The 12,897-nt window shown below is 63.1% G+C and carries 16 protein-coding genes and 2 pseudogenes; 9 read left to right on the top strand and 9 right to left on the bottom strand.

What is annotated here, in order from left to right; translation table 11 throughout:
* Positions 1 to 15 precede the first annotated feature (15 nt).
* The 5 genes from O1A05_RS15360 to O1A05_RS15380 are packed head-to-tail and all read right to left on the bottom strand — an operon-like array spanning position 16 to position 4,161.
* On the bottom strand, positions 16 to 2,358 hold the full coding sequence (locus O1A05_RS15360; protein WP_270106025.1) for a heavy metal translocating P-type ATPase: 2,343 nt from the start codon (positions 2,356 to 2,358) through the stop codon (positions 16 to 18).
* Positions 2,348 to 3,322 (bottom strand): heavy-metal-associated domain-containing protein, encoded by a 975-nt coding sequence (locus tag O1A05_RS15365; protein ID WP_270106026.1) that lies wholly within the window; start codon positions 3,320 to 3,322, stop codon positions 2,348 to 2,350. The genes O1A05_RS15360 and O1A05_RS15365 overlap by 11 nt, the downstream gene beginning before the upstream one ends.
* A 1-nt stretch (position 3,323) precedes the next feature.
* Positions 3,324 to 3,536: a heavy-metal-associated domain-containing protein gene (locus O1A05_RS15370; RefSeq protein ID WP_270106027.1), complete on the bottom strand. Its 213-nt coding sequence runs from the start codon at positions 3,534 to 3,536 to the stop codon at positions 3,324 to 3,326.
* Between the two features lie 28 nt (positions 3,537 to 3,564).
* A complete protein-coding gene (locus O1A05_RS15375; protein ID WP_270106028.1) occupies positions 3,565 to 3,891 on the bottom strand; it encodes a hypothetical protein in 327 nt (108 codons plus the stop codon).
* 45 nt (positions 3,892 to 3,936) lie between these two features.
* Entirely contained in the window at positions 3,937 to 4,161 is a 225-nt protein-coding gene (locus O1A05_RS15380) for a hypothetical protein (protein WP_270106029.1), read from the bottom strand.
* 110 nt (positions 4,162 to 4,271) lie between these two features.
* Here O1A05_RS15380 and O1A05_RS15385 point away from each other — a divergent pair.
* Positions 4,272 to 4,550, top strand: a pseudogene (locus O1A05_RS15385) (relaxase domain-containing protein); the annotation flags it as partial.
* Positions 4,551 to 4,702: 152 nt separating this feature from the next.
* Here O1A05_RS15385 and O1A05_RS15390 read toward each other — a convergent pair.
* Positions 4,703 to 4,837, bottom strand: a pseudogene (locus O1A05_RS15390) (ISL3 family transposase); the annotation flags it as partial.
* Positions 4,838 to 5,203: 366 nt separating this feature from the next.
* Between O1A05_RS15390 and O1A05_RS15395 the strand changes: the two are divergent.
* The 7 genes from O1A05_RS15395 to O1A05_RS15425 all read left to right on the top strand — a co-directional run bounded on the left by O1A05_RS15395 (position 5,204) and on the right by O1A05_RS15425 (position 10,747).
* Positions 5,204 to 5,440 (top strand): heavy-metal-associated domain-containing protein, encoded by a 237-nt coding sequence (locus O1A05_RS15395; protein ID WP_270106030.1) that lies wholly within the window; start codon positions 5,204 to 5,206, stop codon positions 5,438 to 5,440.
* A 33-nt stretch (positions 5,441 to 5,473) separates the two neighbouring features.
* Positions 5,474 to 7,480 (top strand): heavy metal translocating P-type ATPase, encoded by a 2,007-nt coding sequence (locus O1A05_RS15400; RefSeq protein WP_270107619.1) that lies wholly within the window; start codon positions 5,474 to 5,476, stop codon positions 7,478 to 7,480.
* 34 nt (positions 7,481 to 7,514) lie between these two features.
* On the top strand, positions 7,515 to 7,943 hold the full coding sequence (locus O1A05_RS15405; protein ID WP_270106031.1) for a cupin domain-containing protein: 429 nt from the start codon (positions 7,515 to 7,517) through the stop codon (positions 7,941 to 7,943).
* A 155-nt stretch (positions 7,944 to 8,098) separates the two neighbouring features.
* A complete protein-coding gene (locus O1A05_RS15410) occupies positions 8,099 to 8,815 on the top strand; it encodes a Crp/Fnr family transcriptional regulator (RefSeq protein WP_270106032.1) in 717 nt (238 codons plus the stop codon).
* A gap of 21 nt (positions 8,816 to 8,836) precedes the next feature.
* The gene (locus O1A05_RS15415; protein WP_270106033.1) at positions 8,837 to 9,025 is read left to right on the top strand and encodes a hypothetical protein; all 189 of its coding nucleotides are present in this window, start codon (positions 8,837 to 8,839) and stop codon (positions 9,023 to 9,025) included.
* Positions 9,025 to 9,504, top strand: coding sequence for a P-type ATPase (locus O1A05_RS15420; protein WP_270106034.1), 480 nt, complete (start codon positions 9,025 to 9,027; stop codon positions 9,502 to 9,504). The genes O1A05_RS15415 and O1A05_RS15420 overlap by 1 nt, the downstream gene beginning before the upstream one ends.
* Before the next feature lie 7 nt (positions 9,505 to 9,511).
* Positions 9,512 to 10,747 (top strand): HAD-IC family P-type ATPase, encoded by a 1,236-nt coding sequence (locus tag O1A05_RS15425; protein ID WP_270107620.1) that lies wholly within the window; start codon positions 9,512 to 9,514, stop codon positions 10,745 to 10,747.
* Positions 10,748 to 11,021: 274 nt separating this feature from the next.
* Here the strand turns inward: O1A05_RS15425 and O1A05_RS15805 are convergent, their stop codons facing one another.
* Entirely contained in the window at positions 11,022 to 11,243 is a 222-nt protein-coding gene (locus O1A05_RS15805; RefSeq protein WP_442867643.1) for a helix-turn-helix domain-containing protein, read from the bottom strand.
* Positions 11,244 to 11,361: 118 nt separating this feature from the next.
* Entirely contained in the window at positions 11,362 to 11,958 is a 597-nt protein-coding gene (locus O1A05_RS15430) for a DUF2249 domain-containing protein (protein WP_270106035.1), read from the bottom strand.
* A gap of 125 nt (positions 11,959 to 12,083) precedes the next feature.
* Here O1A05_RS15430 and O1A05_RS15435 point away from each other — a divergent pair, with 125 nt between their 5' ends.
* Positions 12,084 to 12,449, top strand: coding sequence for a LuxR family transcriptional regulator (locus tag O1A05_RS15435; protein WP_270106036.1), 366 nt, complete (start codon positions 12,084 to 12,086; stop codon positions 12,447 to 12,449).
* Between the two features lie 58 nt (positions 12,450 to 12,507).
* Here O1A05_RS15435 and O1A05_RS15440 read toward each other — a convergent pair whose 3' ends face one another.
* On the bottom strand, positions 12,508 to 12,774 hold the full coding sequence (locus O1A05_RS15440; protein ID WP_270106037.1) for a hypothetical protein: 267 nt from the start codon (positions 12,772 to 12,774) through the stop codon (positions 12,508 to 12,510).
* Positions 12,775 to 12,897 lie beyond the last annotated feature (123 nt).

Below are 12,897 nucleotides of genomic sequence, written 5' to 3' on the forward strand. Positions count from 1 at the left end.
GACGGTTCAGTTGTCTTAGCCCTGTGCCGGCTGGCGTGCAGGGGCGTTCCCCGCGGGGGCGGCCTGGTCGTCGTCGGCCTTGGCCTTGAATGTGCGCAGCCGCAGACTGTTACTCACGACGAACACAGACGAGAGCGCCATCGCGGCTCCGGCGAGCATCGGGTTGAGCAGCCCGAAGGCAGCCAGCGGGATCGCGGCGGTGTTATAGGCGAAGGCCCAGAACAGATTCGTCTTGATCGTGCCCAGCGTTTTCCGTGACAGGCGGATCGCGTCGGCGGCCGCGCGCAAGTCGCCGCGCACCAGGGTGATGTCGGCGGCCTCTATCGCGACATCGGTGCCGGTGCCCATCGCCAGGCCCAGATCGGCTTGGGCGAGTGCGGGAGCGTCGTTGACGCCGTCGCCGACCATCGCCACGGTCTTGCCCTCACCTTGCAGGCGGCTGACGACGTCGACCTTGTCCTTCGGCAGCACCTCCGCGATGACTTGGCCGATGCCGACCTCGGCGGCGACCTGCTCGGCGACCGACTGATTGTCGCCGGTGAGCAGCACCGGAGTCAGGCCGAGTTCCTTGAACTGGCGGATCGCTTCAGCGCTGGTGGGCTTGATCTGGTCGGAGACCACGAGCACACCGCGCGCCTGGCCATCCCAGCCGACAGCGATCGCGGTCTTGCCCTGCGACTCGGCCTCCTGCTTCGCAGCAAGGAGCTCATCGTCGAGATGGATCGACCAGTCGGCGAGCAGTGACTCTCGTCCGGCGAGCACGGCGTGGCCGTCGACGGTGCCCTGCACGCCTTTGCCCTCGATATTCTCGAAGGACTCCGGCGTCGGCAGCTCACCCACCTCGGAGGCGGCACCTGCGGCGATGGCTTGAGCGATCGGGTGCTCGGAGTAGTCCTCCAGGCCGCCCGCGATCCGCAGCAGCTCCTCGCGGGTGGTGCCGTCGGCGGTGAAGACGTCGGTGAGCGTCATCTTTCCGGTGGTGACGGTGCCGGTCTTGTCCAACACGATCGTGTCCACGCGCTTCGTGGATTCCAGTACCTCCGGTCCTTTGATGAGCACGCCCATTTGCGCGCCCCGCCCGGTGCCGACCAGCAGCGCCGTGGGCGTCGCGAGGCCCAGCGCGCAGGGGCAGGCGATGATCAGTACGGCGACGGCGGCGGTGAACCCAGCCGAGAGCGGGAATCCGGCCCCGATCCACGCGCCGAGTGCGGCGACCGCGACAGCGATCGCGATCGGCACGAACACCCCGGAGACGCGATCTGCCAGACGCTGGATCTCGGCCTTGCCCGATTGGGCATCCTCGACCAGCTTGGCCATCTGGGCCAGCTGGGTATCGGCGCCGACCCGGGTGGCCTTAACCACGAGGCGTCCTCCGGCGTTCACTGTGGCGCCGGTGACGTTGTCACCCTCGCCGACCTCGACGGGGATGGACTCGCCGGTCAGCATGGACGCATCGATCGCAGAGCTACCGGAGGTGATGATCCCGTCGGTGGCGATCTTCTCGCCGGGCCGGACGACGAACTCGTCACCGACGCTCAACTCCTCGATCGAGATCCGCTCTTCTCTGCCGCTCCGCAGGACCGAGACCTCTTTCGCGCCGAGTTCGAGCAGGGCGCGGAGGGCGGCTCCAGCGCGGCGTTTGGAGCGCTTCTCGAAGTACCGGCCGAGCAGGATGAAGGTGATCACCCCGGCGGCGACCTCTAGGTAGATGTGCCCGAGGCCGTCGGAGCGGGAGATGGTGAACTCGAAGGGGTGGACGACGCCACGATCTCCCGCGGTGCCGAAGAACAGGGCGATGACTGACCAGATCATGGCGGCGGTCGTGCCGACGGAGATGAGCGTGTCCATCGTCGCCGCGCCGTGCTTGAGGTTCATCCAGGCAGCCTTGTGGAACGGCCACCCCGCCCAGACGACCACGGGAGCGGCCAAGGTGAGGGAGGCGAAGCCCCAGTAGTCGAACTGCAAGGCCGGGATCATCGCCATCGCGATGACAGGCACCGTCAGAATCGCCGACCCGATGAGCCGCTGGCGCAGCACCCGCAGCTCAGCATCCTCACGTGACGCGCCGTCATCATCATTGCCCGGCGCGGGTGCGTCCTTGACGGCGGGGAGCTCGGCGGTGTACCCCGTCTTCTCCACCTCCGCGATCAGCAGCTGCGGGTCATAGCCCGCCGGGGCGGTGACGCTGGCCTTCTCGGTCGCGTAGTTCACAGAGGCGGTGATGCCGTCGAGCTTGTTGAGCTTCTTCTCGATTCGGTTCGCGCAGGAGGCGCAGGTCATGCCACTGATCTGCAACTCGACCCCGGTAAGATTCACCCCGGAGCCGGTCGTCTGGGTACTGGTGTCCTCAGTGGTCATGGCCCTCTCCTTCCTCGTGCTCGCCGGTTCCGTCTCCGGGGCTTGGCTGGCTCTCACTGCTACCGGTGGTATCGATCACCAGTGGCGCGGTATGCACCTGCCCATCGACCTGGAAGTCCAGGTAGAGCAGGTATCGGCCCGGCGTGGGCGCTGTGGCCTCGAAGACGATCTCCGGGCCGGACGTTTCACCGGCGGCAGGCGCGTCACCGTGGGGGTGGACGTGCAGGTAGGCCAGGTCTCCGTCGCGCAGGGCGACCAGGTGACCGAACGCGCCCAGATAGGGTTCGAGCGTCGTGACCGATTCACCGTCACGGGTGACGGTCATGGTCAGCTCGGAGGCTGAACCGGCGACGAGGTCACCGGACACGGCCACATCGAACCCCTCGGCCGTGGTCGCCAGGGTGGGCTGCACCGGAACCGGCTCGTAAGAACCCGCGACCTGCAGCATCGTGGACAAGGTCAGACCCTCACCGGTCTCCGCCGGGACGAAGTCCGCGAAGATCCGGTAGGTGCCAGCCGACTCCCACTGCCAGGGGATCGACCAGATGCCGGTCTCATCCCGTTCGGGGTGGACGTGGGCGAAGTGCTGCCCGTCGGCGCGGACGGCAACCAGGTGCATTTCCTCCTCATGGTCGCGTTCAAAGTCGGTCACCGGGTTCCCGTCGGGTCCTGTGATCGCGAACGTCAGTTCGCCCTCGTCGCTAGGTCCGGTCGGTGCGCTCACGCTGGTGAGCTGGTAGCCGTCCTGGGCCAGGCCGAGGCCCAGGGCGGCCGTGCCGGCCTTGTGGCCCTCATGCCCGCCGCTGTTCATCTCTTCTTCTCTGTGGTGGGTGTTGTCTGCGGTGTCTTCCGCCCAGGACTGCACGGTATCCTCTGGAATGATCGTGTTCGCCGTGAATGCGCTCACGCCGAACACGGCCACGAGGGCAAGCCCGTACAGGCCAAGCCGTGCAGCGGCTTTCATCTCAGCTCCTGACGGCGGTGTAGCCGGCCTCGTCGACAGCTGTGATCACCGCGGCGTCATCGACGGGCTGCTCAGAGGTGACAGCGAGACGCCCGGTCTGTGCGCTCACCTCGATACCAGTCACGCCGCTGATCTCGGAGACCTCGCTGCGGATCGCGATCTCGCAGTGCCCGCAGCTCATGCCGGTCACCTGGTACTCGGTTGTCGTTGCCATATCTATAACTCCCTCACTCGTGTCTGATTTATCCCAGACTATACCCAGGGGGGGTATGATTCAACTGACGGTCGCTTCGACCTCTTCCTGCGCCTGCCCGGTCGGGCGGACGTGGCGCGGCGGGCGGCACCGAGCTCTCGACGAGGTCGGTGGTCAGCGCCATCGAGGGAGCGACGCCGGGGTAGGTGATCACGAAGCTCGCGATGACCACTGCCAGGCTGGTGCCCGCGTCGAGTTGGGTGAACAGCGAGTACACTCCGCCCAGCGCGGCGGGCGAGAGTAGGAACACTGCCAGTGCCCCGGAGACGGTGCGGTTGGCGAACAGGCGCACAGTCCAGCAGAGGCTTCTTCGCACGGAGCTGGCGGATCACGAACCACAGTCCGATCAGGGCGCCAGCGATCAGCAGGCCGATCCAAGGGCCGATGGGCGCCTGGACGGCGAAGCGCTTGATGCCGTAGATGATCGCCAGCAGCCCGCCGACCAAGAGGATGGCGCTGAACAGGTCGATCCGCGCGGTGGGTCCTTGTTCTCGGGCACGAGCAGAGGCGCGCCGATGGCGACGAGTGCCATGATCGGCACTGCGACCAGGAACGTCGCCTGCCAGCCGAAGGCCTCCAGCAGCAACCCAGACAGCAGCGGGCCGAGGACGACACCGGTGAAGATGCCGTCCCTCTATTGCCGCCCGCCTTGCACGCCTCGATCCCAGCTTGCGTGGCGAGGCACGGGAAGAGAGCGTGCCGCGCATTCGTGAGGAAGAGAATGCGAAGAAGCCCCGCACCGCCGTTGCAGGTTTCGACCTCACGTTCTCGCCGTCGAAGTCGGTCAGCGCGATCTGGGGCGTGGCCGACGCGGGTACGCAAGCCCTGATTGCGCAGGCCCATCACGCCGCGATGCGAGACACCATCGCCATGCTGGAAGATCGCGTCGCTGTAACCCACGTCGGTGCGGGAGGTATCGCGCAGATGCCGATCGAGGGCGTGATCGCCACCACGTACGACCACTACGACAGCAGAGCGGCAGACCCGCAACTACATACGCACGTCGTGGTCTCGAACAAGGTGCAACATGAGCCCCAGAACATCAACCTTCCCAGCCACACCACGAACTACCCAGCCACACCACGAACTACACTGACCAAAGATGGCACGAGTCAGGCCCGACATCACGGATCCGGCTCGGCAACGTGGCGCTCGAGCGCCGCACGATCCGGCTCGAGGTGCTGGCCTACAGATTCAAGGCCAAGCGCGTCGAGTAGGCAGAACACGGTCAGATCAGGGGGCACGAAGGTAGCGTGGTGCACGTTGAGGTCTTCCGGATGGGCAGTGTAGGAACTTCCATCATCTGAAGGCCTCGACCTTCATCCAGGCAGCGACGCGCTTAGCGACCTACACCCTTATTTACGATGAGCCGATTTTTCAGCACCCCGTCGCGCTCGCGTACCAGTGGCCCACACACGCTATGGCTGAGGTCGGCACCGCTGCAGGTTTCAAAATTGTGGCACAGTACGCGGATCCGCGACGACCTCACGCCATCATGCTTGCGCGGAAGCCCGTGACTTGATCTGCATCAAGGCCAAGACCCGCGCCCGCCCATATCCTGAAAGCACGATGGATCAGGAAAATATCCCGGTCACACCCACATGTAGGGCAACGAGGAAGGGCTCCCGATGAACAACACGACTGATACCACCCACACTCTCCTGCGTGCTGAGGGATTCTCTTGCCCCTCGTGTGTCAGCAAGATCGAGAAACAGGTCGGACGCCTCGACGGTGTCGAGGGTGTGAAAGTCCATTTTGCGTCCGGACGTGTCGAGGTTGACCACGACGAAACCACGACGTCGGTCGATGACCTGATTGCCGCCGTCAACAAGGCCGGATATAAATCCAAGGCCTCCGCATTCTGACACTCACCTTCTGATTTGAAAGACGGCGGCATCGTGACAGCTTTCCGAACATGGAGACGAGGCAACTGGTTCATTCCAGTTGTTTCTGGCATCCTGATCCTTGCTTCATTCGGCGTCGAACAACTAGCCAGTGGGGCGTGGAATATCACCGTCGGCCCGCAATGGTGGATCGACGCAGGCGAACACGCCCACGGAACAGGGCATGTCTTCACGCTCGCCTATGCGTTCATGCTCGCGGCGGCGATCGTCGCCGGCTACGGCATCGTGGTGAAAGCGTTCCGTGCCCTGATGGTGAAGTTCATCAGCATCGATCTGCTCGTATCGATCGCGGCCATAGGTGCGACCATCATCGGGAACTTCTGGGAGGCGGCCGCGGTCACCTTCTTGTTCGCTATTGGTCACGCACTCGAAGCAGGCACGATGAACAAGACACGTGCGGCACTCGCCACCCTTGTGGCGGTAGCACCCGACACCGCGGTTGTGCTTCGCGACGGTGGCCAGGTCGAGATCCCCGCAAGTCACGTGCGCATGGGCGAGATCGTGCTGGTCAAAAACGGCGCGAAAGTCCCCGTCGATGGGCAGGTGGTATCGGGCGCCGGCGCAATCGACGAGGCCTCGATCACCGGCGAATCCATACCGGTAGAGAAAACCAAATCAGATCATGTGTTTGCCGGCACGATCTCGCGAAGCGGATTCCTTCAGGTGTTGGCAACAGGGATCGGCGCAGACACGACTCTCGCGCGCATCATCCACCGAGTCGAAGAGGCGCAGGACGCGAAGGCCAAAACCCAGGCATTCATCGACCGCTTCTCGAAGTGGTACACGCCAGCGGTGATGGTGCTTGCTTTGGTTGCCGGTCTCATTTCTGGTGACGTCGTGCTTGCGCTGACCCTGCTGGTCATCGGTTGCCCCGGTGCGTTGGTGATTTCGATTCCGGTGGCGATCGTCTCTGGAATCGGCCGCTCCGCCCGCAATGGCATCCTCATCAAGGGTGGCGAGTACCTGGAGACGTCATCGAAGATCTCGGCCGTCGCGGTCGATAAGACCGGCACCCTCACCGAGGGCAGGCCGGAATTGACGGATATCGTCGTGCTCGATCCGGCTCGGAAGCGGAGCGATGTGCTGCGCTGGGCTGCCGCTGCAGAAGCTGGATCCGAGCACCCGCTGGCCCGCCCGATCCTTGACACCGCACGAGATGAAGGCGTTGCCCCCGACGGGATCCCAGGCACCGTCACCCCGGTGATCGGCAAGGGGATTGTGGTCGACGTCGATGGCAAACGGGTGCTCATCGGAAACGCGCCGCTACTCACGCAATACGGCATCACGGACGACGCGGGTTCAGCGGTGGTCGCTGATGAGTTGGCCGCTGCCGGCAAGACCCCGATGATCGTCGCCGTGGGCGACGCAGTGATCGGTGTGATCGGTGTTGCCGATACCGTCCGGGAGGATGCGCCCGAAATGATCCGACGCTTGCACGCGGCCGGGGTAAAGAAGGTCGTGATGCTCACCGGCGACACTCGGCTTGTGGCAGAGGCCATTGGGCGGGCCGTTGGGATTGATGAGATTCATGCGTCGCTGCTACCCGAAGATAAACTGGACGCCGTCGCCCAGATGCAACGCGAGGGCCACACCGTCGCGATGGTCGGTGACGGAGTGAATGATGCTCCTGCGCTGGCAACAGCAGACATCGGGGTAGCAATGGGGGCTGCCGGGTCTGCCGTGGCGGTCGAAACCGCAGACATCGCCCTGATGGGAGACAACCTCCTGAAACTGCCCGAGGCGATCCGACTCGCTAAACGCACCGTGAGCGTGATGCGACAGAACATCATCATCGCACTGACCACCGTGGTCCTCCTCCTGGTCGGCGTTTTCGCCGGAGGCGTAACCATGGCAATCGGGATGCTCGTACACGAAGGGTCAGTACTTGTGGTGATTCTCAATGCGATGCGACTGCTGCGCAACACACAAGGTGCCACAACCATGCCGAAATCCGAACGCACATCCAGGCGCACGGCTGAACCGGCAGTTGCCGAGCGCTAACAGAACAAACTCTCAGAAAGAAAATGAGGACAACATGACCGACAAACACACCAATATCGGTAGGAACGTCGAGCACTTCATCATCGCGGACATTGCGAAGGAGAACGTGAGCTTCCGAAAGGTGCTCTGGACCGGAGAGCACTCCCAGCTCGTGGCAATGACGGTTCCGGTGGGAGGAGAAATCGGTGACGAGGTGCACGAGACCACCGACCAGCTGCTGAGCTTCGTTTCCGGTACTGGTGAAGCCGATCTCGACGGTCACACCCACGCGGTCGATGCCGGCGATCTGTGTGCCGTTCCCGCAGGCACACGCCATAACTTCCGCAACACCGGTGACGAACCGTTGGTGCTCTACACGGTGTATTCACCACCCGAGCACGCGGTCGATGCAGAGTACACCACCAAGGAACTGGCAGACGCCGCCGAGGCCGCAGGTGAAGATACCCCTCCGCACGCGAACTGAGCGAACGACATCCGAATGAGGAACATGGGAGGGCCGCACGAACCTGAGGCCACTCCAACATATGCGCCCGAACGCGTAGCATTCAGATTACTCGCGTAACTCATACGGCTCACGGAATATCGCGCGTTGCCATACTAGTGAGAGAGAGGAGGCCTATGTTTACGCCGCTGCCAGCCGTGGACACAGCTCGCTCCGAAGAACTCTGCGTGGTACGGGTTCCGCTCTTTCGCGGGCTCACGCACGAACATCAGCTCGAGGTCGCCCGGGTGGCACGCCCGACACTGCTCGATCGCACTGAACAAGTGTACTCGGCAGGCTCGAACATTTCGCAACTGATGGTGGTGCACACTGGCCGAGTCAAGATCTCGCGAACGAGCCCCGACGGGCATGAGCAGATCATTCGGGTGCTCGGCGCCGGGGATTTCATCGGAGAGTCAGCGTTTCTCAGCGGTGTCCGCCCTGATCATGAAGCGACCGCACTCGAACCAGCACAATTGTGTGTCTTCCATCATGCTGATCTCGGTCGCCTCGTGGAGAAGCACCCGAGTATCGGGTTGCGAATGCTGGAGAGTGTCAGCCGGCGTCTGAGAGAAACCGAAGCGCGATTGGCCTCTGTCATTTCGGGAGATGTCACCTCCAGACTCGCAAGCTATCTGCTGACTTTGCCCACGCGGCATGGATCAGGGATCTACCCGGAGGTCTTGCTGCCATTGGCGAAGAAGGATATTGCCTCATTGCTGGACACCACCCCGGAATCGTTGAGTCGACAGCTGCGCCATCTCAGCGACTCCGGCGTAATCACACAAGCACCCCGAGGCAAGATCACGATCACCGACATCGACGCACTGAGCACGCTCTCAACAAACTCGTGAAGAAGAAGGACTCGTAGGGTGATGGCAGCTCCTCAGTCTGAACGCGGCACGAAGCGGCGACCCATGCATGAGGTGCTGCCGTTTCTTCGCAGCAGGCCGCTCATGATCTTCGTCGTGATCGGCCTAGCTGCCGGTGTAACTCTGTGGTCTCTCGGGCAGACCCTGCCCCTCGCCATGGTCGCATACATCGTCATCGGAGTCGTGATCTGATGAGCGGGCACTGGGGACTCGACATTCTCGCAGTGATCGCGATGATCGCGACCCTTGCGGTTGGTGAGTATGTGGCGGGTCTCATCATCGCGCTGATGCTGACCGGCGGCGAAGCGCTCGAAACACTCGCCGCGCGCCGGGCGAGCCGCGAACTCGACACCTTGCTGAACCGGGCACCGGTCTACGCGCAGCGTGTGGACCCGCATACCGATGAGGTGGATCGTATCCCGATCGCAGATGTGGTGATCGGGGATGAACTCCTGGTGCGATCCACCGAAGTGCTGCCCGTAGACGGCACCCTCATCTCGGCGCGAGCAGTCATCGACGAATCCTCGATCACCGGCGAACCGCTCCCCGTCACATACCAGGCCGGTGACGCGCTGCTCTCGGGCACGATAAACAGCACCGAAACGTTCACAATGCGCGCGGACAAAGCCGCACACGACTCGCACTACGCGTCGGATCGTGCGCCTCGTTGAGGGAGCGGTGGAATCTCGGGCGCCAATGGTGCGCCTTGCCGATCGCTATGCCGTGCCTTTCACGATCGTGTCGCTGCTCATCGCGGGTCTCGCCTGGTACCTCAGTGGGGATCCGGTGCGATTTGCGGAGGTGCTCGTCGTAGCCACCCCGTGCCCGTTGTTGATCGCCGCACCAGTGGCCTTCATGGGCGGCATGAGTTCCGCGGCAAAGTTGAACGTGATCATTAAAGACGGTGGCGCGTTAGAGGTACTTGCCCGTGTGCGTACGGCTGCGTTCGATAAGACCGGAGCCCTTACGCAGGGCAGACCAGATGTGGTCGAGATCCGCCCAATCACCCGCTCTACAGATGAGATACTCCGGCTCGCCGCTGCTGCGGAACAGTATTCGGTGCATGTGTTCGCTGGGCCGATTGTCGCCCACGCTGTGGAGAAGCAGCTGCAGTTGCCCCAGGTAACGGCGGCTGAGGAGATCGCTACGAACGGAGTGCAGGCGACACTCGCCGACGACAGCGTGGTGCGGGTCGGAAAACCGGCATTCATCGAAGAAGTCGCCGGTGCGTTCACGCGTACCCCGCTCGCGGCTGGGGAAACGGCCGTGTACGTGTCGGTTGACAGTGATTTTGCCGGTGTCATCGTGGTCTCCGACCCGCTGCGCTCCCACGCTTCCGAGACGATCGCCCGCCTCCGCGAAACCGGCGTGGAGCAGATCGTGATGGTGACCGGCGACGTCGCGCCGACTGCGGAATCAATCGCCGCCGATGCGGGCATCACCACGGTGCACGCCGAAACAACACCTCAGAGCAAGGTGGACATCGTGGTGGCATTGCGGCCTCGGCCCGTGATGATGGTGGGCGATGGCATCAATGACGCTCCGGTGCTCGCTGCTGCCGATGTCGGGATCGCGATCGCAGGCCGCGGGGCAACCGCGGCAAGCGAGTCAGCATCCGCCGTGATCACCTCCGACGACGTGTCGCGCGTGGCCGATGTGGTGCAGGTATCGCACATGACGGTGAAGATCGCATTGCAGTCGATCTGGATGGGCATCATCATCTCGGTCGGACTCATGCTTGTGGCAGCGTTCGGGTACCTTCCGGCGGTAGCGGGCGCGTTGTTGCAGGAGATCGTGGATCTTGTCGCGATCCTCTCCGCACTGCGTGCCCTGCGCGCATACCGAAGTGTGACTCGTTTCCGTGAGGCCGGACAGCCGCTACGTCACCGTGCAGATTTCACGCCGCGCGTGTAGCGCTGATTGCGGAGCAGGTGCTCGCGCGTTGGGAAGATGAGGTGCATTGCCGTGACGTTGTTCATCAGTTGGATTCCGTCTCCAAGCGTTCGCCTTTGCAGGATTCCTGATGACCTCAAGCGCGCTTCGCGAATGCTTGAATGACCCGGAGTCTGACCTTAGTCGTGCCGATTTTGGTGCGCCAGCAAGGCACTAAGCCGCAACACGAGCCCCAGAAAATCAACAATCCCAACCACACCACGAACCAGACTAACCAAAGATGGCGCGAGTCAGGTCAGATGTCTTTCGTGTGCCGCCAGATCGTGCCGCGGTGCTTGTTGAAGCGCTCAGCGATAAGGCGGACGCTCTCGCCGCTGGCCCTCGCCGTTCTAATAGCGTCCACTTCCTCTGGCGTGGGAGGCGTTCTAGGCGGTCTGCTCGGCTCTGTCACGAGATCGAAGCGCTTTCCTGCCGCGTGGCTTCGCCATCGTAGACGCCCCGCCGTGCCTGCTCCCACACCGCTTCTAGGCGATCGAACCGATGCTGTACGTTCGGTTTAGTCCATTGAGGGGCACCCCGCTCTGACCGCGAAAAGCCCTCGGTTTCCGACTGTTCGGAAACCGAGGGCTTCGCTGTTACCTCGGCGGGGCCGCGGTGATGTTCAAGGTTGGCTTGCGGTGGTGCACTGACAGGTAGCGCAATCCTTCTGGGCCGGCCTGGAAGCGGCGCTGAGATCGTCGCGGCAACCAGACAATATCGCCCCGCACCAACTGAACGTCGCCGCCTTCGGTACTCAGGGTTCCGCTCCCCGCGACCACGTGGATCAGCACATCTAGTTCCGGACCATTGTGGGTGTCGATGCGGTCCCCTGCGCCGAGCGCGATGACGTTGGCATCCATGTCCCGTGCGGCAGGAGTGAGCTGCCAGATCGACCCACCAGAGGTGACGTCGTCATCATGGTCGGCTGTCTCAGTGGAACCCATCCACCGTGGCAGTGCAGTACTCGTCAGCTTGGTGATCCGCACCCGCCACACCCCAGCGTTCTCCCCCAGCGATTCCCACACGAAAGACCCGGGCAACTCGCGGTCAAAATCTTGGTGCAGCCGCTCAGGTTCGTGGTCGGCGAGTAAGAGCAGAGCGTCACCGACGTCTAAGTGGTCTAACCGCACGAAAATCTGCCGATGTCTCCGGGGTCGCGGAATGTCGCGGAGATCGATCTCGACTTCAGTCATCACCTATCACCCTTTCAGCCGGAGCCACCTCTTCGGCGGTGCTCTCATGCTACGTCGGTCATATCGGTTCGACGTATGCTGGGCTCATCGAGAGCGAGACCTGATTCTGTAGAGAGGACGAAGCTATGACAGACGCCGAAGCACACGGTGTACCGGAAATTTCGCCGGTCGGCCTGAAGCAGATCCAGGAGTCGTTGCTGGCCGCGGCCCGCTCGTCGCGTGCCCAGCGGGCGGCCAAGTCCGTCTACGGTTCGCGAGACACGAAGATGGGCCAAACCGTACTCGCACTGCTGGCCGGAGCAGAACTGGCTGAGCATGACAGTCCGCCCGAAGCCGTGTTGCAGGTGCTGACCGGACGCATTCGCCTCCATGGCAAGGACCGCTCGTGGGAACTGACCGCGGGCCAGCTTCTGCCGATTCCGCCGGAGCGTCATTCCGTGACCGCATTGGAGAACAGCGTTTTTCTGCTCACCGTCATCCGCGGCGCCTAGCGTCCGGGAATAATCCCGGAGCGACCTCCTGACACCGCGAACCGGCGAGGGGGACGCACTAACGGTCCGTGTCGGCCCGCAGGTGGTGTGTCAGAAATCCCAAGGCCGCACGGTGCGCGCGGTTGAAATCTGCTTGCTCACTGCCCTCCGCCATACCGGTGGCATAACCGGCGAGAAAGCCTCCGAGAAGGATGTCTAAATCTTCCCCCTGAGCCCGCGATTGAACGGCCGTGAGGAAATTCCGCAGACGTTCGTCGTCAAGCTGCGGATCCCCCAACTCCATAGCAGAGGCGACGTCGGTGAACCACAACGGTAGAGAAGTCATTGCCCTAGTGTACGGCGGACCCGCCGCCCGATATTCTGACCGGCCGTCACAGCGTACACAGACAACGAGAGACCCTCTCCGAGGGGAGAGGGTCTCTCGTTGCAGTCTTTACCCGGCCATCAT

The sequence above is a fragment of the Citricoccus sp. NR2 genome, from assembly GCF_027594385.1.
Classification (GTDB): Bacteria; Actinomycetota; Actinomycetes; order Actinomycetales; family Micrococcaceae; genus CmP2.